General features: G+C 44.1%; 22 protein-coding genes and 1 riboswitch. Of the genes, 18 read left to right on the top strand and 4 right to left on the bottom strand.

The features are described 5' to 3' along the window. Positions 1-230 precede the first annotated feature (230 nt). Complete coding sequence (locus CHH53_RS05615) at positions 231-767, top strand: DUF4352 domain-containing protein (RefSeq protein ID WP_095215137.1); 537 nt, start codon at positions 231-233, stop codon at positions 765-767. A 142-nt stretch (positions 768-909) separates the two neighbouring features. On the opposite strand, the gene CHH53_RS05610 is transcribed toward CHH53_RS05615, so the two are convergent. Then, positions 910-1,404 carry a hypothetical protein gene (locus tag CHH53_RS05610; RefSeq protein WP_095215136.1) on the bottom strand — a complete coding sequence of 165 codons (495 nt, stop codon included), beginning with the start codon at positions 1,402-1,404 and terminating at the stop codon, positions 910-912. Between the two features lie 268 nt (positions 1,405-1,672). After that, positions 1,673-3,604 carry a fructose-1,6-bisphosphatase gene (gene fbp / locus CHH53_RS05605; protein ID WP_095215135.1) on the bottom strand — a complete coding sequence of 644 codons (1,932 nt, stop codon included), beginning with the start codon at positions 3,602-3,604 and terminating at the stop codon, positions 1,673-1,675. Between the two features lie 528 nt (positions 3,605-4,132). Between fbp and CHH53_RS05600 the strand changes: the two genes are divergently transcribed. The 11 genes from CHH53_RS05600 to CHH53_RS05550 all read left to right on the top strand — a co-directional run bounded on the left by CHH53_RS05600 (position 4,133) and on the right by CHH53_RS05550 (position 13,245). Further along, a complete protein-coding gene (locus CHH53_RS05600; protein ID WP_095215134.1) occupies positions 4,133-4,873 on the top strand; it encodes a CPBP family intramembrane glutamic endopeptidase in 741 nt (246 codons plus the stop codon). A 275-nt stretch (positions 4,874-5,148) separates the two neighbouring features. Then, a complete protein-coding gene (gene mscL, locus CHH53_RS05595) occupies positions 5,149-5,538 on the top strand; it encodes a large conductance mechanosensitive channel protein MscL (RefSeq protein ID WP_095215133.1) in 390 nt (129 codons plus the stop codon). A 629-nt stretch (positions 5,539-6,167) separates the two neighbouring features. Then, positions 6,168-6,470 carry a DUF3784 domain-containing protein gene (locus tag CHH53_RS05590; protein WP_143594471.1) on the top strand — a complete coding sequence of 101 codons (303 nt, stop codon included), beginning with the start codon at positions 6,168-6,170 and terminating at the stop codon, positions 6,468-6,470. Between the two features lie 534 nt (positions 6,471-7,004). Then, complete coding sequence (locus CHH53_RS05585) at positions 7,005-7,877, top strand: YitT family protein (protein ID WP_095215131.1); 873 nt, start codon at positions 7,005-7,007, stop codon at positions 7,875-7,877. 289 nt (positions 7,878-8,166) lie between these two features. Next, complete coding sequence (locus tag CHH53_RS05580) at positions 8,167-8,421, top strand: YesK family protein (protein ID WP_095215130.1); 255 nt, start codon at positions 8,167-8,169, stop codon at positions 8,419-8,421. A gap of 56 nt (positions 8,422-8,477) precedes the next feature. Further along, entirely contained in the window at positions 8,478-8,783 is a 306-nt protein-coding gene (locus tag CHH53_RS05575; protein WP_095215129.1) for a DNA-binding protein, read from the top strand. Positions 8,784-9,112: 329 nt separating this feature from the next. Continuing rightward, positions 9,113-9,949, top strand: coding sequence for a transketolase (locus CHH53_RS05570; protein WP_198946024.1), 837 nt, complete (start codon positions 9,113-9,115; stop codon positions 9,947-9,949). Then, positions 9,946-10,896 (top strand): transketolase family protein, encoded by a 951-nt coding sequence (locus CHH53_RS05565; RefSeq protein ID WP_095215127.1) that lies wholly within the window; start codon positions 9,946-9,948, stop codon positions 10,894-10,896. The genes CHH53_RS05570 and CHH53_RS05565 overlap by 4 nt, the downstream gene beginning before the upstream one ends. Positions 10,897-10,917: 21 nt before the next feature. Next, positions 10,918-11,676, top strand: a complete 759-nt coding sequence (locus CHH53_RS05560) for an SDR family NAD(P)-dependent oxidoreductase (protein ID WP_095215126.1) — start codon at positions 10,918-10,920, stop codon at positions 11,674-11,676. Positions 11,677-11,731: 55 nt separating this feature from the next. Continuing rightward, positions 11,732-13,063 (top strand): MFS transporter, encoded by a 1,332-nt coding sequence (locus CHH53_RS05555; protein WP_095215125.1) that lies wholly within the window; start codon positions 11,732-11,734, stop codon positions 13,061-13,063. Between the two features lie 38 nt (positions 13,064-13,101). Further along, on the top strand, positions 13,102-13,245 hold the full coding sequence (locus CHH53_RS05550) for a GapA-binding peptide SR1P (RefSeq protein WP_143594470.1): 144 nt from the start codon (positions 13,102-13,104) through the stop codon (positions 13,243-13,245). A 33-nt stretch (positions 13,246-13,278) separates the two neighbouring features. Here CHH53_RS05550 and CHH53_RS05545 read toward each other — a convergent pair whose 3' ends face one another. Further along, positions 13,279-13,974 carry a FadR/GntR family transcriptional regulator gene (locus CHH53_RS05545; protein WP_095215123.1) on the bottom strand — a complete coding sequence of 232 codons (696 nt, stop codon included), beginning with the start codon at positions 13,972-13,974 and terminating at the stop codon, positions 13,279-13,281. Positions 13,975-14,101: 127 nt separating this feature from the next. Then, positions 14,102-15,061 carry an alpha/beta fold hydrolase gene (locus CHH53_RS05540; RefSeq protein ID WP_095215122.1) on the bottom strand — a complete coding sequence of 320 codons (960 nt, stop codon included), beginning with the start codon at positions 15,059-15,061 and terminating at the stop codon, positions 14,102-14,104. A 375-nt stretch (positions 15,062-15,436) separates the two neighbouring features. Between CHH53_RS05540 and CHH53_RS17625 the strand changes: the two genes are divergently transcribed. From CHH53_RS17625 to CHH53_RS05515, 6 genes are all read left to right on the top strand, one after another. Beyond that, positions 15,437-15,523, top strand: a complete 87-nt coding sequence (locus CHH53_RS17625; RefSeq protein ID WP_255374702.1) for a putative holin-like toxin — start codon at positions 15,437-15,439, stop codon at positions 15,521-15,523. 500 nt (positions 15,524-16,023) lie between these two features. Continuing rightward, positions 16,024-16,126: riboswitch (SAM riboswitch) on the top strand. Positions 16,127-16,217: 91 nt separating this feature from the next. Next, a complete protein-coding gene (locus CHH53_RS05535; protein ID WP_095215155.1) occupies positions 16,218-17,405 on the top strand; it encodes an acyl-CoA dehydrogenase family protein in 1,188 nt (395 codons plus the stop codon). Positions 17,406-17,871: 466 nt separating this feature from the next. Continuing rightward, a complete protein-coding gene (locus CHH53_RS05530) occupies positions 17,872-18,588 on the top strand; it encodes an AAA family ATPase (RefSeq protein WP_095215121.1) in 717 nt (238 codons plus the stop codon). A gap of 130 nt (positions 18,589-18,718) precedes the next feature. Beyond that, the gene (locus CHH53_RS05525; RefSeq protein WP_158221492.1) at positions 18,719-19,186 is read left to right on the top strand and encodes a GNAT family N-acetyltransferase; all 468 of its coding nucleotides are present in this window, start codon (positions 18,719-18,721) and stop codon (positions 19,184-19,186) included. An 11-nt stretch (positions 19,187-19,197) separates the two neighbouring features. Next, positions 19,198-19,626 (top strand): GNAT family N-acetyltransferase, encoded by a 429-nt coding sequence (locus CHH53_RS05520; RefSeq protein ID WP_095215119.1) that lies wholly within the window; start codon positions 19,198-19,200, stop codon positions 19,624-19,626. Positions 19,627-19,784: 158 nt separating this feature from the next. Next, entirely contained in the window at positions 19,785-21,656 is a 1,872-nt protein-coding gene (locus CHH53_RS05515) for a BglG family transcription antiterminator (protein ID WP_095215118.1), read from the top strand. Positions 21,657-21,714 lie beyond the last annotated feature (58 nt).

The raw sequence follows: 21,714 nt of genomic DNA, 5'->3' as shown, positions 1-21,714 counted from the left end.
ACCCTATGTATAGGTGGTTTTAAACATGCGATTTTTACTTTACTCACTCATCGCCATCCGCGGGTTCTTCGTTCATCGACAAGGTATATTTTCTTAGTGGTTCACACATTAACCATTAAAAAATAACTAAAAAAAATGTAATGTTTTGGTTGAAAGCACTAGTATAATAGTTTACTATAATAACTGGAAATGGTTTTTTGGTATGATTTAGTTGATTAGGAGGAAAAGTAGTGGGTAAGTTTTTTAAATTTGGTTGTCTAGGTATTATAGCAATTATTGTTATTGTTATCATCATTGCGGTAGCCGCTAGTGGCGGAGATGATTCATCTAATACTGGTGAAAAAGTAGGGGAAAATAAAGCTGAAGAAACAAAGAAAGAGGAACCTAAAACATTTGTGGTTGGTGATACTGTAGACCTAAACGGCCTTGAAATCACAATTGCTGATGCTAAGTTTGTGCAGGCTAGTGAGTACAGCCCGGCAGAACAGGGCAAGGTTCTTCAAATGAATGTCAATGTGACTAATAATAAAGATGATAAAGCCTTCATCGATAACACAGAATTCAATCTTTATGATGCTGAAGGAAATAGCTTGGACTTTTATTATGGCGGAGATGGTCTGGACCTTTCTGGCGATGTTAATGCTGGTAAGAAAATGAGTGGTACGCTTACATTCGATGTACCAGAATCTGATTCTTATGAATTAATTTATGAACCGTCCTTCTCTTGGACAGATGAACAAGTAACTTGGGATATTAAACCTGAATAAAAGTAAGCCCGTTTCAAACATTTGATTTGAAACGGGCTTTTATCTTTTATTGCATATATGGAATTGTGATTCCTATCTGTGTTTTTTTCGCTATTCCTTTGAAAAGTCCTTCTATCTATAAGTTGACTAAAGATCCGCCTTTTTATAAGCTTTTACACAAAACAATTACTCTATATGGCGTCGTCTGTGCCGGCATACTCTTGGTGGCAGGTCCATAGGAAACAATCAAATCGCGATTGGCAAGGCTGCTTGTAAAGGCCTGCCCGTTCGGCAGCAGCAATTGGGTATAGGGGGAGATGGTCAGCTGCAGCTGGCCGTCGCTGCTTGCGAGCTGTTCATTGAAATAACTTACTTTCACGTTTTGATCCGGGCCTTCCTTTACCATTACCAGTGCTGGATATTGGGGCGGATAAATCATGATGGCGGGTGCATCCCCATCATAATAGCCAGTCACACGATCGCCTACGGATACCAGCGCGTGGTCCGCGAAATAAGTAGTTGGGGATACGACAAAATTCACGATGGACCCAGCTTCGTTTTCCACAGTGAAGAATTTATAGCACCCTTCCCCTCTGCCATTACCCGGAAGATCACTGATCATCGTGACGGTTCCGTGAAAGGAATAAAAATTGGTCATATACATACCTCCATTGCTTTCCATGTAAGGTATGTGGGGCATTGCCCAAAAGACTGGGCGGATGCCTATATAAAAGGAAGAATATCAGCTTATCTATCTTCCGTTTATCAGATATATTTATCGGTTGTAAGGAGAGGGTGTGCTAATGGGAGGTGGAAGTTTTTGTCTTTATTTCCTATCCATTTGGCAGCATTCTTTGGGGCTGCGGAGCTAAGCGAGTCAGGGAACAAAGTTGAAGAGTCCGAAGAAATTGTCTCCGGACTCTTTTTTATTTTATATATCGATACTCCATCAAATCCTTGAGTGCATTGATCTGTTTGCATAATTCCTCGCCAACATTCGTCTCCAGGACCTTTTTCCGCTCCAGTTCCTTATCAACCAATCTTTTGACGGATAATACATCCGTTCCATCATGCAGCACTTCATCCTTGGAATTGAAATGCTTATGGGCGACGAGCTTCATGCCGTAGGAATTATATAATAAGGTGTATCCGGCGATGCCTGTTTTTGATTGATAGGCTTTGGAGAAGCCGCCATCGATGACGATGATTTTGCCGTTTGCCTTGATCGGGTTTTCGCCTTCGATTTCTTTGACAGGTGTGTGCCCGTTGATGATATGGCCATGTTCCGGATCCAAACCGAATTCTGCCAGGATTTTCTCGCAGATTCCTTCCTTTTCCCGCAGATGGTAATAATGGTTCTTTATTTCTTTGTGCGTTGACTTGTCCTTGATGAAATAGCGTTCGAAGGTTGTCATGGCCCGTTTCCCGAATAGGGAGGAGTATTCGCCTGTCCATAAGTACCAGACCATATCGGTTGCGAGATCATCCGTTCGTTCTGGATGGGCGAAAGCCTCTCTCAGGAATTGTTCAAACCGATCGAGCAGCTCCCGGCCGGCATAAGACTTGCCTTCGATCTCCATTTTCTCCATATTGCCTTCTTCATCGATCGGAATACAGCCATGAATCAAGAGATTGCCATTATAACGCAAATACAAGCTGCCCTTGCGCATGAGGAAATTCATATGCCGGGCCAGTTTTTCTGAATGCTGGACCGAGAACAACAGCTTGTCGATCACTTGCTGCTCTTCTTCCAAGAGCATATCCGGCTGCTTTGGATTGACGGTGGCGAAGCATGTATTTTCCAATGGGTACGTGCGGCCATTCAAGGTTATCTCATTTGATTCAAAATCGATTTTTTCAAGCAGCAGCCTTTCCTCCATATGGAAGCCCGGGCGTCTTTTGATGATCGGGCTTTCCAATTTGAATTGGATCATTGCGATTGCTTGGTGCATTTTGGTGATCTGCACCAGTTCGTCCTCGGATGTATTTTTATCGGCATGTGTCTTCGGACGGAAAGCCGGGTTATCATCATAGTACTTCTCTGCCAGATTCAGCAGCGGACGAAGGTTGATGCCATATACATCTTCAATGATATCCAAGTTATCATAGCGCGCGCAAATACGCAGGATGTTCGCCAGGCAGACCTTGGATCCGGCAAAGGCGCCGATCCAGAGCACATCATGATTGCCCCATTGAATGTCGACGGAATGGTAATTGATCAGTTCTTCCATGATTTTATCCGGTTCAGGTCCCCGATCATAAATATCGCCCACGACATGCAGGTGGTCCACGACCAATCGATGTGTGCTATAAGCCAAGCCGATGATCAGCTTGTCGGCCTGTCCAAGCGAGATGATCTGTTCAAGGATCTCGTAATAATATTGCTCTTTATTCGCAGATGCTTCCGTTTTATATAGGAGCTCTTCGATTATATAGGCAAACTGACTGGGCAATGCCTTCCGCAGTTTGGAACGTGTGTATTTGGAAGAAGCGTAGGAGATGAGCTTGATCATCCGTTCAATCGTCTTTTTATACCATTCATGCAGCTCTTCTTCGTTATGGAATTCATTTTTGATGATCTGCAGCTTCTCTTCCGGATAGTAAACCAACGCTGCCAGCTCATCGATTTCTTTCTCGAAGATGACCCCGCTGAAAATATCCCTTATTTTTTCCTTCACCCTACCGGAACCATTGCGCAGTACATGCTGGAACGCTTGATATTCACCGTGCAAATCACTGACGAAATGCTCGGTCCCTTTCGGAAGGTTAAGGATGGCTTTCAGGTTGATGATTTCTGTGACAACTTTCTCTTCCGTGTCATATTTCTGAGCTAGTAAATCTAAGTATTCGGTGTTCAAGATTATGTATCTCCTTTCAGAATTACTAACTTTTACATAAATTTACTTCTTCTATTATAAGACAAAACTATGAGGATTGGTTGCCTTTGTGGAAGGGTATTGAAATTTCATAGTCTACACTATAGTATCGTAATTTTCCCTTTATGAGTATGTGGTGAAACATGATGCTTGGCATACCAGCTAAAAGAGCTGGATAGGAGGGGGGTATTTCATTTTGGACCAGTGAATCCCGATGTCTTCCGCCAAACTCCACCCTGTATATTGTGGCGGAATGAAGGATTTCAGCGAAGTATTGGAGCAAGCAGGAGGAGGACTTAATCCATCAGACTGTTATTGATAAAAGATTAGGAAATGGTTGTTTTAAATATTCGAGCGGCGCCCGATATGGGATAAGGACAAGCAGGTATTCCGAAAGAAGTACCAGCTGTTATATCGGGGGAAGTCGCATGTCATGGACTCGGAAGGCCAGGTTGCTTTTTGGTTGGTTGGAAGGTAGGGTAATGGATGATCTATATTGGAGGTTTAGAGATGAGTCGTTTTACAGCAAAAGTTTCAGCTGAGGATTTCACAAAAGAATCATGGGCGATGAGGGATTATGCTGCATTAATACTGGTCCCGCTTATTTTTATTGTTGGATTGATCATGGACAGGCTATCAACTAGCGGTCTATTGCCTGCAATGGTGGATACAAGTTTGCGCCTTTTCATGTTTATCGCCATTCTTTTTATTTATGGAAGGATGCTCAGGCAGCATTGGACCAAGTTTGGGCAAGCTTGGAAACGTTCCATCCTATTGGTCATTGCAGGCGCTGTTGTCCTGCAAATTTTAATCAGTTTTGTTCGTTCTTTTCTCCCTGTCCACGGAGGTAGTGTGGAAGCAGATACATCTGCTTGGATAGATCCTGCAACGGTTGGTCCCGGGATGTTTATTGCATTGTTCTACTTAGCTTTAGGTCCTATCCTGACAGCACTTATAGAAGATATCGTATTCAGGTATACACTTCTCGGCAAATTACTCCACGGAAGTGCCTTTAGGAAAATCATTATTTTGATTCTTAATTCCATTCTTTTTGGGTTGGTTCATTATTATAATTTTGGCAGCGTCATGGGGACAATCCCATTTATGTTTGCTGGTCTGTTTTTGAATATTATCTATTTATGGACGCGCAATATATGGCATGTACTTCTGATTCATGCTTTGAATAATACGGTGCTGTCAATTGGCGGATTATTCCTTGTCGGTTTGCTGCGATTGCTTGGGGCGTCTTAATTTGTGAAGGTGATTATTTACAGAAATCATGGATGAAAATCTTGATCTCTATGTGAAGATTAATATCTTTCTTCCTTTGATTCGTTTTATGCCCAACCATAATGATTGCTCCAAGAGTTATAGGGAGTACCAGGGAATTATGCACCCAGCATCTGTCCATAGGAATTATATAACGGGACTTTAAGCTAGTTTTGTCTTATTTTCAGTGTTTATTCTTGAAAAAGATTGATAGATACGTAAAAATGAATACTATTCAGAAGGGAGGTATACATAAGATGCTCAAGGAATTCAAAGAATTTGCATTACGCGGAAACGTCGTGGACTTGGCTATAGCGGTAGTGATCGGTGCGGCGTTCAGTGCCATCGTGACTTCCCTTGTCAATGATATTATCATGCCGCTTATTGGTATCATCACAGGCGGGCATGATTTTAGCGGACTTAAGGTCTCTGTTGGGAACGCTGTAGTGACATATGGTGCATTCATTCAAGCTGTAATTAATTTCTTTTTGATTGCTGCAGCGTTATTCATGATCGTCAAAGTGATGAATAAGCTGAAGCGTAAGTCACAGGAGGAAGAGATAGTCGAGGAATTGACTGTCGAACAAGAACTGCTTACGCAAATTCGCGATCTATTGAAAAGAGAAGAGAAAATGAAGGATCAGTAAAGTACCTTCAGATAGCAGAGAAACCGAGGTTTCTCTGCTATTTTTTTGTGATTAAAATGCCTGTTGGAAGAGCTGGCAGCTGCCAACGTTTTTTTAGCGCCCTCATCGGGAATCGATTCCGAGCAGTCGGGCAAAGATGCAACGGCTTGGGAAGATGTGGTATTTGTAATTGTCTGTGCTAGTTTTATTGCCAAAATGAAATTTAGATAAAAAGGAAAAATAAAGTAGAACCTTCTTCGGGCAGCAGTACGGAATGGCTCGATACTCATGGACTGTATGGCTGAGCCTACATCTTCAGCCGCATCCCACGAGCTGAAAACCAAAAAAACATAACTGGAAACCAGGCCAGGGGAAAGTACCTTGTTTTCATTTGTTTTCTACCTTGGGAACCATCTAGCTTACGTAAGTAAAAGATAAAAATCTAAAGGAGGAAAATATAGTGGATCCTGACTCATTTAACCGCTTAACTCATATAAATAACACAGTAACTGTATCTCTAGCAGTTGCAGCGATTGTTTTATTTCATGTTCGCAATGGCCGTTAAACTATTATTGAGGAATTAAATTAGACCTCACAAGAATAAATTGGACTAAATTTAGTATAATAAAAAGATAATAGAGGTGATTGGTATGATGCAAATTGAAGTAGTTTCTATTTTAATAGGTATAATCACTATCATCATAGCATTCTTCTTAGCAGTAAAGAAAAAAATACATCTGCTTAGAGGATATAATCATCAACGTATGTCACAGAGAAATAAGCAGAAATTAATAAACTTAATAAGTTCTTGTAACTTGATTTGTGGAACTATTTTAATCTTGGTACCAATTATGCTGCCATGGTGGTGGACTATGAATGCAATTTACTTTGTTCTTTTTGCAAATGTTTCCATTTTAATCTATTCGAATATAGTATTGGTTGATAAAAAATAATTCCATCTAAAGATATAGAGATGCTATTCTATACGTGTCGCTGTGGCACTAAATAGCTCGATAATCACAGACTGTATGGCTGAGCCTACATTCGTAGGATCCTGATTCATTTGTCTTCAGCCGCACCCCACCACCACATGAGCTGAAAACATAAAAATATAACCGCAGGGCATCAGACTAGGGAAAAGCAACCTGGTCATTTTTTATTGCAAATCTTTTTTCTTCTTTAGGCTTCCGAGTTGTACAGCTTCGTAAGCCAAAGGGAATTCAAAGGAGGAAAAAAGCAAAACCAATAAAACCTGTATATGCCATCGTAACAGAGAGCTGAGTTAGAAGCAGGTACAGTGCCTTTGGAGGAAGCCGGACAGAAAAACAGATTGAAACAGCCGCAGGCAGGAGATTCCTTAATAAGGAACGGGCATTTCTTTTTGGCCTGTATGGGGAGCATAGCCTTCACCTATACTGAAAATTAGCAGATGCAATAGCCCTTGTGGTAAAATTATAAGGTTAAAAATTTTAGAATGAGGTATTTGTATGAGCAAAATCAGAAAACGTAACCGTAGTAAGTTATTCATGCTGTTACGGGGATTAGCCGTCATCCTCGGGGGATTCATCGCAGCATACGGCCTGGAAACCGTGTTGATCCCTAATAATGTATCGGACGGAGGCGTCACTGGTATCAGTATCGTCATTTCCCAATTGGCGGGACTGCCGCTGGGAGTACTGATTGCATTAATCAATCTTCCATTTGTATGGTTGGGCTATAAACAGATAGGGAAAAGCTTCGCGATTTATTCGGTCATCGGAATCGCATCATTATCGGTGGGGACTGCGCTTATGCATCATATGCCGGCCATCATCGAGGGAGATACCCTGCTTGTCACCGTTGTCGGAGGTATCATCCTAGGTTTCGGTATGGGTCTTGCTTTACGTAACGGCGGAGCCGTGGACGGCATCGATATGCTGGCTGTGCTGCTGGCACGAAAGTTACCGTTCGGGACAAGTGATTTGATCCTATTCCTTAATTTATTTGTCTTCATCTTTGTATCTACTGTATTCGGTCTGACAGGAGCCATCCTCTCAGCAATCGCCTACTTTATCGCATCCAAGGTCATCCACATTGTTGAAGAAGGTCTCAGCGGTTCCAAAACCTTCAAGATCATTACAACCGAGCCTAAATTGATGGTGGAAACCATCCGAGACAGGCTGGGAAGAAGTGCAACCTACAAGGAAGCATACGGCGGCTATACACATGAGAAATTCATGGAAATCACATGTGTCATCAACCGACTGGAAGAAAGCAAGCTCAAGGAAATCATCAAGGACATTGATGAAGGAGCTTTCGTTACGATTTATGATGTAGCGGAAGTCAAGGGCGGGAACTTTAGGAAGAGTGATATTCACTAAAGATCATCATGTCCATTCAGACAGAAAAATTATTAGGCAACCATTCAATAGTTATATTGAACGGTTGCTTTTTTATATGGTTATTTTCTAGGCAATCTCAGGGCTCCTTCGAATTTATTCGATGGTTTCGCTCATAATTTTTTTGGATCATATGATACTTGCTCATGCAGTGGAAAAAGTGTTAAACAGTCCTCGATTTTAGGAACTTCTACGCTGCTGATTCGTAATACCTTTTATAAGCAATTGATGGATAATCACTGTCAGCCAATCTGTAAATGGAGTGGATACTATGGGTTTCTGGATTATGGTAGTTCTTTTTAGTGCAATTATCATTGGTATTTCAATGATCTTTAAAAATAAGAAACCTGTAATGTTCATCATTCCATCCGGTTTTGCGATCGTAGGCATGGTTTTACTGATTCTTAGTTTCATAATTGGCGGCTTTAGCGGAATGGGAATGACAATGTACAGCATAGCTTTGCTGATCTCTTCCGCAGCTGCATTGATTGTTATCACTTTCTTTGGCTTTTTGAAGAGCGCATAAGAAACTGTTATCAATTTACCTGAATAAAGAAAGCGGGGATGTAAGTGAACGTAGAAATGGATTTCTTCTGGATTGGTATGGGGCTGGCAGCATTCGGCTACTTTATCGGTAATGGGTTGAAGAATTTTAAAAATCCGGGAGCTTCGTTTCGGTTCGAAGACGAATATCCCGTTTTAATCAAGGAAAAGGATTTGCATACATATTTGAATCTCAGTAAGGCTGAGGTTGCCGATTTACTTGCCAAGCATCCCAATGCACCTAAAATTGAACTGAATGGGACATCGTATTATCCATACCAGCAATTTATGAAATGGATAACTTCCACTGAAATTTATCAAGGGGAAGAGAATAAAAAATCGTGAGAATGAAGTTAAGAACTAAAATACGGATAGCAAGTATGCCTGTGTAAAGGTTGGTCAATGAGATTCCCTATATCCCTTGAACCAGCTGTTTATCAAAAATAAAAGATGATACAGAAAAACGCATGTAAATATCCCTGAAGGAAAGGCACCTCAAAAGGGTGCCTTTTTGTTTGCCATAAACATAGGGCACGTGGGCAAATGCAACGATTTAACATTTACACTGGACATCAAAGAAAAATGGCGTTATGATATGTGCAACACCACTTGTAATACAAGTATACAAGTATATGAGTTTACAAGGTGGTCATTTAGGAATAGGAGTGTGGCATATGCAGCGAACGAGTGTAGAAGAGTTGAAACAACGTGCGATTGAATTACGCAAAACAGCAGTCACGATGGTGTATGAAGCTCAATCGGGGCATCCAGGTGGTTCGTTGTCGGCTGCGGATGTTATAGCTGCGTTATATTTCAGGGAGATGAATGTAGATCCGGCCAATCCAAAATGGGAGGATCGCGATCGATTTGTCTTATCCAAAGGACATGTAGCACCAATACAGTATGCGGCTTTGGCGTTACGAGGCTTTGTCTCAAATGAAAGCGTATACACATTGCGCCAGTACGGCTCGCCATTCCAGGGTCATCCGGATATGAAGAAATGTCCGGGGATTGATATATCGACGGGGTCGTTAGGGCAAGGTCTCTCCTGTGCTGTCGGCATGGCGATTGCGGGTCAGCGTGATGAAAAGGATTATCGCGTATTCGCCATGGTCGGGGACGGGGAATGCCAGGAAGGTCAGATTTGGGAAGCGATTCAAGCCGCTGTCAAATATAAGCTGGATAACTTGATCGTTTTCGTTGATAACAACCGCCTGCAGATCGATGGTTTCTGTGAAGATGTCATGCCGCTGCTTGATTTGGAGAAGAAATTCGACGCATTCGGCTTTGATACGACACGTATCGACGGGCACAGCATGGAGCAGATCGTGGAAACATTGGATACCTTTGCGAAACATAAGAACGGAAAGCCGAAGTGTATCGTGTGCGATACGGTAAAAGGAAAGGGTGTCTCCTACATGGAGGATCAAGCTGCGTGGCATGGTACAGCACCGAATAAAGAAGAATTCGAGTTGGCGATCAAGGAACTGGAAGGAGGCTTGCCGGTATGAGTGCAACCAAGAAAGCAGTCGAGAAAAAGGCTACCAGGGCAGCGTTCGGAGACGAGATTGTCCGCTTGGGTGAAGAGAATGAAGATATTTATGTGGTGGATATCGATATCGGAAAGTCCTGTAAGACAGATAATTTCATTGCCGCATACCCGATGCAGCATATCAATGTCGGGATTGCCGAGCAAAACGGTGCGGGTATCGCTGCTGGTCTTGCAACGACAGGGAAGATTCCGTTCATCAGTACGTATGCGGTATTCGGGTCGCTGCGTATGGCTGAGCAGATCCGTCAGGAGGTATGTTATCCGAACCTGAATGTGAAAATAGCCTGCTCCCATGGCGGTTTGACACCTGGTAATGATGGCGGCAGCCACCAAGCGATCGAGGATATGGGGGTGATGCGTTCCTTCCCGAATATGACGGTGATCATGGGAGCGGATTACCATTCCACCCGCAAATTGATTGCCGAAGCAGCTGCGATGTATGGTCCGGTTTACTTGCGGTTTACACGTGATGCAGTCCCGATGATTTATGACGAAAACGAAACATTCGAAATCGGTAAAGCAAAGCAGCTGCGTGATGGAGATGATATTGCCATCATCGCCAATGGTGATACCGTTCATATAGCGATGAGTGCTGCAGAGCAGCTGGAAGAGAAGGGTGTATCGGTCAAATTACTCGACATGCATACAATCAAGCCGCTTGACACGGAAGCTGTGAAGGAATGCATCGGCGTCGGAAAAATCATTACAGTGGAAGATCATAATATCCTCAATGGTCTGGGAAGTGCAGTGGCGGAAGTCATTGCCGAAGAAGGGAAAGGGCGTCTTGCGCGAATCGGTGTGCAGGATAGATTCGGTGAATCCGCACCATACGGGAAGCTCCTTGAAATCAATGGCATCACGGTCGAAAACATTGTTGCAACAGCAACTGAATTATTGACAAATTAATAGCATAGGGGTCGGGAGAACATGTTCAAATTAGATGAAAGAGTCGCAATCGTTACAGGCAGTGGATCTGCAAAAGGAATCGGCAGGACTATCGCATTGACACTTGCCAAGCAAGGGGCAAAGGTGGTCATCGCCGACTTGAATAAAGAAGGCATCGAGGAGACGGTGGCTGTCGTCACAGAAGCTGGCGGAACAGCACTTGGAGTGGAAGTCAATGTGACGGATAAAGCTTCAGTCGATGCCATGGTGGAAAAAACGCTTGAAGACTTCGGCCGGATTGATATTCTCGTCAACAATGCCGGGATTTCCCAGAAGGTGACAGTGGAAGAAATGACGCTGACCGATATCACCAAAATATTCAACGTCAATATGTTTGGCTTGTTCTTATGCACACAAGCGGTATTGGAGCCAATGCGTAAGCAAAAATACGGACGCATCATCAGCCTTTCTTCCGTGTCTGCCAAACGAGGCGGGGGTGTATTCGGCGGAGCGCATTATTCCGCATCCAAAGCGGCAGTGCTTGGCTTCTCCAAAAACTTGGCACGGGAAGTAGGTTTGGATGGCATTACCGTCAATTGTGTTGCGCCGGGATTGGTGAATACGGATATTTGGAAGTCGCTCCCGCAGGAAGATGCACTCCAGGTCATTTCTGGTATCCCGCTGGGCAGACCGGGGGAGACGAAAGAAATCGCCTCTGCTGTCGCATTCCTCGCCTCGGAAGAATCCTCGTATATAACCGGGGAAGAAATCGATATCAACGGTGGCTCGCATATGGACTAAGCAACGAGGGCGGGATGCTTGCCCGCCCGTCATCTGAATGAATGGAGGAATGATCTTGGAGCAGCACATGCTGGAGAAATCCACCACCCGGAAAGTGACATTACGTCTGATACCATTTCTGTTTCTTTGTTTCTTCATCTCGATCCTGGATCGTGTGAATATCAGTTTTGCCGCTTTACAGATGAATGAAGATCTTGGCTTTTCCAATGCTGTATTTGGTCTCGGAGCGGGTATATTCTTCTTAGGTTACTTCTTGCTGGAGGTACCTGGAAGTGCCATCATGACCAGGATCGGGGCCCGGCGCTGGATCAGCCGAATCATGGTTTCGTGGGCGATCATCGCGATCCTGATGGCATTCGTGACGGAACCATGGCAATTCTATACGGCTCGGTTCCTATTGGGGGTAGCCGAAGCAAGCTTCTATCCATGCATGGTCTATTATTTGAGCGGTTTCTTCCAGTCAAAGCACCATGCGAAGGCCATTGCAGCATTCATGCTGGCCATTCCCGGAGCCAATGCGGTCGGGGCGCCATTATCGACGTTCCTGATGCAGATCGAATGGTTTAATCTTTCAGGCTGGCAGTGGTTGTTTATTTTGGAAGCGGTTCCAGCTATGATCCTCGGTATCATCTGTTTCTTCTATCTGGATGATCGTCTGGAGGACGTGAAATGGCTAACCGAGGAAGAGAAGAACTGGCTGCTTCATGTTACACAAAAAGAAAAGGAGGCAAAGCAGCAGGTAAAGCACTATACGTTCGCGCAGGCACTTAAAGATCGTGATGTCCTGATTTTATCAGCGGGCTACTTCTGCTGGATGTTTGGCTACTATGGCATCAATATGTTCCTGCCGACCGTAACGGAAACAATGGCTGAGTCATTGTCCATGAGTACACAGGGTCTGGGCTGGCTGCTCGGCTTGATGTATGCCATTGCGATGGTCGCAATGATCCTGGTAGGGAATCATTCGGATAAAAAGAACGAAAGACGCTGGCATGTGGCAGCTTGCTTGACGACTAGCGCCGTAGCGATGATCGCGAGCAGTTACGTTGCTGAAAGTAACATCATCCTGTCCTTTGTGTTGCTGACAATCGCATTGTGCGGAGCCTTTGGAGCTTATTCACCGTTTTGGGCGATCCCGCCTTCCTTCCTGACAGAATCTGCAGCTGCAGGCGCGATTGCCTTGATCAATAGCATCGGGAACCTTGGTGGATTCTTTGGACCGTATGCTGTTGGGTATATCCGTGATGCGACGGGCTCCTTCACGATGAGTATGGTTTTTCTTGGTATTAGCATGATTCTGAGCTCCATCATCATAATATTCCTAGTAAAGCAGTCCGGAAAAGCAGTGTCCCGGATGGCAGAAAAGAAGTTGGGTAAATCAAGCTGATGGCGGCATGGCCAAAAAATCAATCGGAGGCGAAGAAAATGGAAGAGAAATTGAATTCGAAGCAAACGATTATTTGTCAGGATTGCGAAGATGTGATCGATGTCACAGTCAGTCCGGAAGGCGGCCGTGTATTGTATGGAGTATGCCCGGAATGCCGGGAAGATGGTACTGCAGCTGAATGAAGCATAAAAGGAGTCAGCAGATGCTGACTCCTTTTATGCTTTCCAATAGCGTTCATATAGATTATCCATGTGCAGCTTCATCAAGGACTCTGCTTTTTCCTCGTCATGATCTTCGATCGCTTCGATCAAATTCTTATGCTCATGGAAGTTCACGCTGCGAAAGTCAGGTCTTGTCACTGTCCGATCCCTGATGAAGGTCCACATCTGCTGCTGCTTCATCGCATTGCTGATCGTGGCCATGAATTGAATGAACAAATCATTATGGGATGCCTTCGCGATACCGTTATGCAGCTTCTCATCCGTTTCCGGTACATATACCCCTTCATTCGTTTCCTGTTCCATTTGCTGGATTGTTTCATTCAGCTCTGCCAAATCTTCCTTTGTCGCACGCAAGGCAGCAAATCGTACGATGAGCGGTTCAATATTCATCCGAGCTTCTACAATATCCTCAGGAGAGACATTTTTAAGGAAGGCAGGCGACAGCACTTCATCGGCCGGCAATGACTTGATGTAGACCCCTTCCCCTTGTCTGGAGAAGGTGAACCCGTTCATTTCAAGCGCGCTCAATGCCTGACGGACCGGTGCCCGGCTGACCCCGAATTGTTCGCAAAGCTCCCGCTCCGACGGAAGCTTGTCGCCGATCTTGAAAGCACCTGATTTCATTTGCTCGACGATCTGTTCGTAAATTTGTATGTATAGACGTTTGTTGGTAACTGGATTAAAGTTCATGATGACCACCTCGATTATAGGAGTTCCTGCTTAAATTATACTGGTTTGCCTGAAATACGGCAAAATGGGGGAACACCCAAAAAGAAAACGATCCTATATAAAGGATGGAGCTTAAGTTCGGATGTTTCTAGAAGGACATTTTTGGTAGGGAATCATCAGGCAGGCTCCTTATACTTTCGACTATGACTTCTGGATGAAGCTCCGGAATCATATGGCCTATATCCGGGATACGCTTCAATAAAGAATGAGGGATGTCTTTCTTTAGTCTCTCCGCCTGTACAATCGTACCGAAAGGGTCCTGTTCCCCGACGATGATTACAACAGGTACCGTTATTTCCTTATACCGTCCACTGAGTTTTTTCGATGCTCCGGGAAAAGCGAGGACATCTTCCCGATTCGCTCGGAAGTGCCGCGGACGGAATCCCAATGCATAGGTGGCTTCGGTGTAGCCGGCGGGGACTGATTCGGGAGCGAAGGTCTGCTTGACCATAGTATTTGCCATTCTTTTTGCTAAAGGCGTTTTCAAGAGGGTACGAAGCAGGGTGCTTCCCAGCACGGGGGTGGTGACAATTTTGGATAGTATATCGCCATGTTCTGCAGGATAGCCCTCCTTATACATGGCACCTCCTGCGATGATCAGTCCGGCAGCCAGGGATGGAAATTGCAGTGCATAGGAAAGTGTCATGGTCCCGCTCCAGGAATGTCCGACTAAAATGATTGGCTGCTCCACACCGATTTTCTTTAATGCATGATGGAGAAGTACGGCCTGGGAGTCCGGAGTCGTTTTGCCGGCAGTCGATCTGCTGCTGTAACCATAGCCCGGTCTGTCGAAAGCAATTGCATGGAAGCCCTGCGCAGCCGCCAATTGAACAGCAGCTGCGAAATCCCTGCTCGAAAGCATGCCTCCATGAAGGAACACAACAGGCTGCCCCGTACCTGCTGATATGTAATGAAGTGTATGGCCGTCCACTGTTACGAATTTGCCTTGCGGGGGAAAAGCCTTTTCTGCTTTTTTGAACTCTGCATGATTAAATCCAACTAGGAACCCGATAACCAAAACGACAGCCAGCAATGCATAAATGATCATGAACTCCTCGCTCCTTTTTATCAATTTACTAATATAAGAAACAGACTGTATAAAAGTTTCATTTTATAAATGGGAATGAAAAAAGCTGTTTATTTTCAAAAGTGCAGTCATGATCATTATTGGGTTCAATTCGTCAAAAGTTCATTCAATGGGGCCGACTTATGGTTCGAGATACGGGGGGGAGATACGTGCGGTCTTTTTCTTTGTTCGGATGACATTTTGGCAGGTACTATAGTAACGCCGTCCTTGGTAAAAAATGGACTTTCGTTATATATGGGCTTTTTTGAACCTTTGATATAATGGTAGGACAATAGCATAGGTGACTCAAGGGTGGTTTGCGCATTACTCTTTCCTTTATGGAGGGTGGTGTAGCGGATGACGGTGGCAGAGGCGTTGACGTTGATGATCGGCTTTGGAACGTTGATTGTTGCGATCTTGTCAGATAAGAACCAGAAAAAATAACCACCCTTGAGTTGGCAGCTCGAGAAGGGTGGTTCGTTTACCTCTTTTCGCGCAGATCCCCTAGGGGAATCATGCTATTACTGGACGGACCGATTGGTGTTGGCAGCACCGATCGGTCTTTTTCTGTGCACGAATATTATAGTAACGCAATTGGAAGGGATTGTCATGTGACTATTGGAGCAAAAGCTGCCTACTTATCCATTTCCTCAATCGGTTTTTGATAAACAGGTTTTGCATGCACTTTAGTATTCTATGTGGATATTTATTTTATTTGCAAGGATTTTTCCGCTATGACACAGGTCTGCATATGCATTTAGGACCAAATGGACAACAATCAATAATGCATCGGACCGATGGATTTTAGACCTAGTTATAAGCAGGGAGCAATAAAGCTTTGTCATAAAGGAAGGAGGAGTTCATATCACGAAAATGAATTAAAATTTTCTGAATGTATTGACTTTGGTATTTGCATAATTTATATTTCAAGTAACAAATTAATAAACTTATCAAGAGAGGTGGAGGGACTGGCCCTGTGATGCCTCGGCAGCAGACTTTTTAAAGCACTGTGCCAAATCCAGCAAGCGTATGCTTGAGAGATAAGGGGAGTATCATGGATCGGTTTTTTAACCTCTTCTTATTTTAGAAGAGGTTTTTTTCATGCAGTGAATAAATTTGGATGGAGAGGGAGATGGAAATGGAAACAATCACTGTGAATGAATCAGCAAGATATTTGGAAACGGCAGCATTGCTTGCCCAAGAGTTTGCAAAGGACGCAGCAGAGCGTGATAAAGCTGGGGGCACAGCCAAGAATCAGCGGGATGCTTTACGGGAAAGCGGACTATTGAATATCCATATTCCGAAAGAATATGGCGGTAATGGGCAGCCTTGGTCACTTGTCCTTCGAATTGTCCGGGAATTAGCGAAAGCGGATGCAGCGCTTGGCCATCTATATGGCTACCATGCCTTTCAAACGGTTTTGCCGCATATCGCGGGTAATGCGAAACAGAAAGAGCATTTCTATACGCAATCAGCAAAAAACAACTGGTTCTGGGGAAACTCATCCAATCCGATTGAACCGAGCCTGATCGGAAAAAGACAGGGAGACAAATATATGGTGAATGGGCATAACACATTCAGCACAGGGGCCAGGGACTCTGACCGTCTAGCCATCACATGGTACGATGATGCTGAAAAAACAACCTTATATCTTGGGATCATCCCGACTTCAAGGACAGGCATCACGATCAATGATGATTGGGATGGAATGGGACAAAGGCAAACGGATAGCGGATCGGTAACATTTGAAAATGTTGTCGTGGAAGCTGATGAAGTTATTGATTTCACAGAATCCAAGGGAACACCTTTAGCTACTTTCGATGCCATTTTATCGCAAATCGTTTTAGCGAATGTTTTCGTGGGTTCAGCGGAGGGAGCATTGGAGGAAGCGAAGGAATATACGATTAATAAATCACGGCCTTGGTATCTGACAGACTATGAAAAAGCAATTGATGATCCATTCATCCAACGCAGTTACGGGGATTTTTGGATTGATATTCAAGCAGCAGTTCAATTGGTGGAAAAAGCAGGGAGAAAGGTGGATGAAGCTTGGGCGCAAGATCGTTCCCTCACGGAAGAGGAACGAGGGGAAACTGCCCTTTTGACGGGAGCGGCAAATGCTTTTGGGACCAAAGTCGCCCTGGATGTCACAAGCGGTATTTTTCAGGTGATGGGAGCACGTTCCGCTACGAGAAAAAATAACTTTGACCGCTTTTGGCGGAATGTCCGTACCCATTCCCTTCACAATCCCATCGAATATAAACGGAAAAACATAGGGAACTGGGTGCTGACAGGGGAATATCCAACTCCGACTGTATATTCATAAGAGAACCAGGTGACGGATATTTGACGAGTTTCTGCGGATTATGTGAAGCTTGTCCAATTCAAGGGACAGTGAAGGCTGCCGTGCTGCCGGATTCATTCGGGGCGCAGCAGCCTTATTTCATTTAATGTGAATATCCCGATTATATGTCCGCCATCATTGCCTGGATTCATCTTAGGCAAGTTACGGCGCGAAGCAGGTGATCCGAGAGACGCAGGAGAATGAAGAAAAAAGTGGAATATCGTTAGTCGTAAGGTTTTGAAAGATGTCTGGGCGATGTGCAATCGGCTATGTACGCCTTAGAATAAGAAGATGTAGAATTATCCTATCATAGTAATCAGATAAGAAATTATTGGGGATGCACGGAGATTAATGACTTCGCATTAATGATATACTGCATGTGCTTCTTGCTTATTCATTTTGTTTGTTTTACCAGATAAAAAGATACTGGACAAAGGAGCTGTGTACTTTGTTTTTAAAAAGAGTGAAGCTGTTGCGTGACGGCAAACACCACCCGCATGCCTATCCTTATTCCATACCGGCGATCCAGCAGCTCGATGAACTGGAATTGGCAAAGCCCGTGACTTTCTTCGTCGGGGAGAATGGGAGCGGGAAATCGACATTGATGGAGGCGATAGCCGATATATGCGGATTCAATACTGCTGGGGGAGGACGGAATAATATATATGAAGTGGACGCTTCCGAAGCGGCCCTGGCGGATGATATCCGACTGTCCTGGCTGCCGAAGGTCACGAATGGCTTCTTTTTGCGGGCTGAATCATTCTATCATTTTGCTTCTCATATTGATGAGATAGGGTCTTGGGATGCCTATGGAGGCAAGTCGCTGCACCATCAATCCCATGGTGAAGCGTTTCTTTCCTTATTTCAAAATCGTTTCGGCGGCAAAGCCATATATTTGCTTGATGAGCCGGAGGCAGCATTGTCTCCGCAGCGGCAGCTGACATTTCTGCGCATCATCCATGACCTGGAGAAATCAGGGGAAGTGCAATTCATCATTGCGACACATTCACCAATCCTGCTCGGCTATCCTGGAGCGGAAATCCTTCATTTCAGTGAGGAAGGTATACAATCGATTGACTATGAAGAGACGGAGCATTATCAGATCACGAAAGGGTTTCTGCAAAATCGGGAAGGGTATTTGAAACATTTGTTTTCGGCAGAATAATAGGTTTTATATCATTCTTCAGGTCATTTCTAAGCGGGAATGGCCATTTTTAAAGCAGGGTACAGGTTCTCTTCTGCAGCCCATTCCTGTAATATGAAAAGAAAAAATTGTAAAAATGAGGAGAACCTACATGTCGATCATGTTCAAAGAGATGAATACGGAACAAGTGCAGCGTTATATGGAATTCATGATTCCCAGCTATGCTGAAAATGTATCCAGCAATACGGGTGTTCCGAAAGAAGCAGCTCTTCATGATGCAAAAACGCAGCTGCATACTTTATTAGCGGAAGAAAATAGAAAGAAGGATCAATATATTGGGTATATTTTCTGTGCCGAAAAGGAAGCGAATGTCGGTGTTATCTGGTATAACACCCAAAAGGAAAGGGACAGGATATTCATTTACCATATCTACATAGAGGAAGCATTCCGTAAAATGGGCTACGCCAGTGCAGCACTGACACATATGGAAGAGGCGGCAAAGCATGAAGGCATCGGCAATCTGGCATTGAACGTATTTGCGGCTAATGAAGCTGCGCAGCATTTATACAAACGGCTGGGATATGAGACAGCTTCCATGATGAAGACGAAGAAGCTATGAGGAGGGATATCATGGAGATACGCATTTGTAAGGAAGAGGATTTGGAATCATGCAGCGATACATTTGCCATGGTCTTTAAGGAAGCCCCGTGGAATGAAGCCTGGACAGCGGAAACTGCAAGTGCTTATTTGATGGATTTTTATCAAACGCCAGGCTTTACGGGTATTGTGGCTATTGAAGGGAAGGAAGTCATCGGCTTTATCTTTGGAGCGAAAAGGAAGTGGTGGTCTGGTGATGAATTCTTTATCAACGAGATGTGTGTACGGGCTGATCAGCAGGATAAAGGCATCGGGAAGGCATTATTGGACTATCTGCTTCAGACAACCGACACCAAGACGATAACCTTGCTGACAGACCGGGGGTTACCTGCCGAGACCTTTTATAAACGAAACGGATTCCAGGAAATCGAAAGGATCATGTTTCTTAGCCGGGAAGTCTAAAAATCAATATAAGCAGGTGCCATAATGAAAAATTAGTCACCGATACACGGATCGGGAAGCAAGCCGTGTTGCTGATGTTATTAGCAATCATTAATAGTAAACTATCTGACAGAAAGTCTGAGCTGGATAATAATGTCCATTGAAAGAGGTGATAGAATTTGCTGTCAAAAAGACAGATTGAAATTCTTGAGTTGCTCGAGCATGGCGACAGAAATACCGGTAAACGGATTGCAGGCATGCTAGGCGTTACAGCGAGGACAGTAAGGGCTGATATACGTGTGCTTACCAGTACGTTACCAGCTTTCGGAGCGTCCATCGATTCGAAAAGAGGTAAGGGCTATAAGCTGACTGTGGAAGATCCAGAGGCATATAAAAGGATGAAAATGCAGGCATTAGAGCTGGAGGATCAATCAGATCGTTTGTCAAAATTAGCACTCTTGCTTTTAAAAAGAAAAACTTTCCTGAAATTGGTGGATGCTGCAGATACATTATATGTCAGCGAATCCACTATTAAAAACGATCTGAGAGTGCTTAAAAAAGAATTGGAATCCAGGGGGCTTAAGGTTATCACCAAGCCAAGATATGGGATTCGTATTATTGGATCTGAGAGACAGCTGCGAAATGTGTATCGTTCCTATCTTGAAGCAGATTCAATTGTACCGGGGCTGAAGGGGCAATTGTATCAACAGCTGCGGCAATTGGTCGTTTCAGTGCTCGAGGAAGAAGGTGCGTTGGTAACGGAGATCGGCATCGAAAATCTTGTCATCCATATTTGGATTGCCAGTGAACGGATGGATGCAGGTTTGGTAGCGGATATATCACCATCAGATAAAGAAAATCTTTCCCGACTGAAGGAATATCAAGTTGCTGAAAAGCTAGCAAAAAGCTTGGAAAATATATTGGGAGTAAAACTTCCTCAAGATGAAATTGTGTACATGACTATGCATTTACTGGGAGCTAAATCAGTTTCCTATGAAGAAAATGGCATGAAGGACTTTGAAAAGATAGTGGATCCCAATATCATAGAGATTTCAGCAGCACTGCTTCGTGTAGCAGACGAGCATATGCAGCTTTCCCTCTCTGCAGATAAAAAGCTTCTCAGTGGCCTTGCCCTGCATCTAAGGCCAGCATTAAATCGCTTCAAATATGGACTAACGATTCGGAACCCGATGCTTTCTGAGATTAAGCAATCATATCCAAAAGCATTCGATGCCAGCGTATTGATGGGGAAAAAGCTGCAGGAACTGACGGATGCGGCAATCAATGAGGATGAATTAGGCTACTTGGCCTTACATGTAGGAGCTGCGATGGAAAGGCAGGAAAGTCAGCGAGTGAAGAAGCAGGCTTTGGTTGTATGTGCGACGGGGATAGCCAGTTCGCAGCTGTTGTATTATAAACTGCAAGCGCGATTTAATGGCAGAATGGATATTGCAGGGATATGCAGTGCTGCAGAATTGCAAACACGGTCACTTGAAGATATTGATCTCATTGTCTCTACAGTGCCTCTGCCAGGTTCCCTGTCTGCACCTGTTGTTAATGTCCATACACTGCTCCGGGAGTCTGATGTAGGTCAGATTGAACAGATAATCGCCGATAGAAAGCAGACATTGTCAGCCTATATCCCGCCAGATCATATCTTTTTACAGCTATCCTGCACCAATAGGGATGATGTATTGCAGTTCCTGGTTGAGCAAATGGAGAAGCGCTTTGATGTCCCAGCCAACCTTCTGGCACTCATAAAGGAAAGGGAAGAAATGGCCCCGACATTTCAGGAAAACCATGTTGCAGTGCCGCACCCTATTTATCCAGTCATGGACGAACCAGTTGTGCTTTGCTGTACATTACAGCAGCCCATTGATTGGGGAGGAAATGCTGTGCAGGTCATATTCCTTTTTTGTATACCAAAACAATATAATGGTGATTTGCAGGAGCTTTACGAAAGTATGGTTGCTTTTATCGAGGATAGACAAAAAGTGAAAGAGCTTATTCAAGCGCAGGATTTAGAGGCCTGCTTCCCCCTGTTAAACTGATTGTACAGCCTTTTTCCTATGAAAGAGGAAAAACAATGTATGTAAATGTAAGCGCTTT

It is taken from the genome of Terribacillus sp. 7520-G, from assembly GCF_002271665.1.
Lineage (GTDB): Bacteria > Bacillota > Bacilli > Bacillales > Amphibacillaceae > Terribacillus.
This window is presented reverse-complemented; position numbering and strand designations above follow the sequence as displayed.

What these genes read in the sequence shown, in the direction of transcription:
- CHH53_RS05610 (WP_095215136.1), bottom strand. Translation starts at nt 1,404, where the DNA reads ATGACCAATTTTTATTCCTTTCACGGAACCGTCACGATGATCAGTGAT.
- CHH53_RS05600 (WP_095215134.1), top strand. Translation starts at nt 4,133, where the DNA reads ATGAGTCGTTTTACAGCAAAAGTTTCAGCTGAGGATTTCACAAAAGAA.
- mscL (WP_095215133.1), top strand. Translation starts at nt 5,149, where the DNA reads ATGCTCAAGGAATTCAAAGAATTTGCATTACGCGGAAACGTCGTGGAC.
- CHH53_RS05590 (WP_143594471.1), top strand. Translation starts at nt 6,168, where the DNA reads ATGATGCAAATTGAAGTAGTTTCTATTTTAATAGGTATAATCACTATC.
- CHH53_RS05585 (WP_095215131.1), top strand. Translation starts at nt 7,005, where the DNA reads ATGAGCAAAATCAGAAAACGTAACCGTAGTAAGTTATTCATGCTGTTA.
- CHH53_RS05580 (WP_095215130.1), top strand. Translation starts at nt 8,167, where the DNA reads ATGGGTTTCTGGATTATGGTAGTTCTTTTTAGTGCAATTATCATTGGT.
- CHH53_RS05575 (WP_095215129.1), top strand. Translation starts at nt 8,478, where the DNA reads ATGGATTTCTTCTGGATTGGTATGGGGCTGGCAGCATTCGGCTACTTT.
- CHH53_RS05570 (WP_198946024.1), top strand. Translation starts at nt 9,113, where the DNA reads ATGCAGCGAACGAGTGTAGAAGAGTTGAAACAACGTGCGATTGAATTA.
- CHH53_RS05565 (WP_095215127.1), top strand. Translation starts at nt 9,946, where the DNA reads ATGAGTGCAACCAAGAAAGCAGTCGAGAAAAAGGCTACCAGGGCAGCG.
- CHH53_RS05560 (WP_095215126.1), top strand. Translation starts at nt 10,918, where the DNA reads ATGTTCAAATTAGATGAAAGAGTCGCAATCGTTACAGGCAGTGGATCT.
- CHH53_RS05550 (WP_143594470.1), top strand. Translation starts at nt 13,102, where the DNA reads ATGGAAGAGAAATTGAATTCGAAGCAAACGATTATTTGTCAGGATTGC.
- CHH53_RS05545 (WP_095215123.1), bottom strand. Translation starts at nt 13,974, where the DNA reads ATGAACTTTAATCCAGTTACCAACAAACGTCTATACATACAAATTTAC.
- CHH53_RS05540 (WP_095215122.1), bottom strand. Translation starts at nt 15,061, where the DNA reads ATGATCATTTATGCATTGCTGGCTGTCGTTTTGGTTATCGGGTTCCTA.
- CHH53_RS17625 (WP_255374702.1), top strand. Translation starts at nt 15,437, where the DNA reads ATGACGGTGGCAGAGGCGTTGACGTTGATGATCGGCTTTGGAACGTTG.
- CHH53_RS05535 (WP_095215155.1), top strand. Translation starts at nt 16,218, where the DNA reads ATGGAAACAATCACTGTGAATGAATCAGCAAGATATTTGGAAACGGCA.
- CHH53_RS05525 (WP_158221492.1), top strand. Translation starts at nt 18,719, where the DNA reads ATGTCGATCATGTTCAAAGAGATGAATACGGAACAAGTGCAGCGTTAT.
- CHH53_RS05520 (WP_095215119.1), top strand. Translation starts at nt 19,198, where the DNA reads ATGGAGATACGCATTTGTAAGGAAGAGGATTTGGAATCATGCAGCGAT.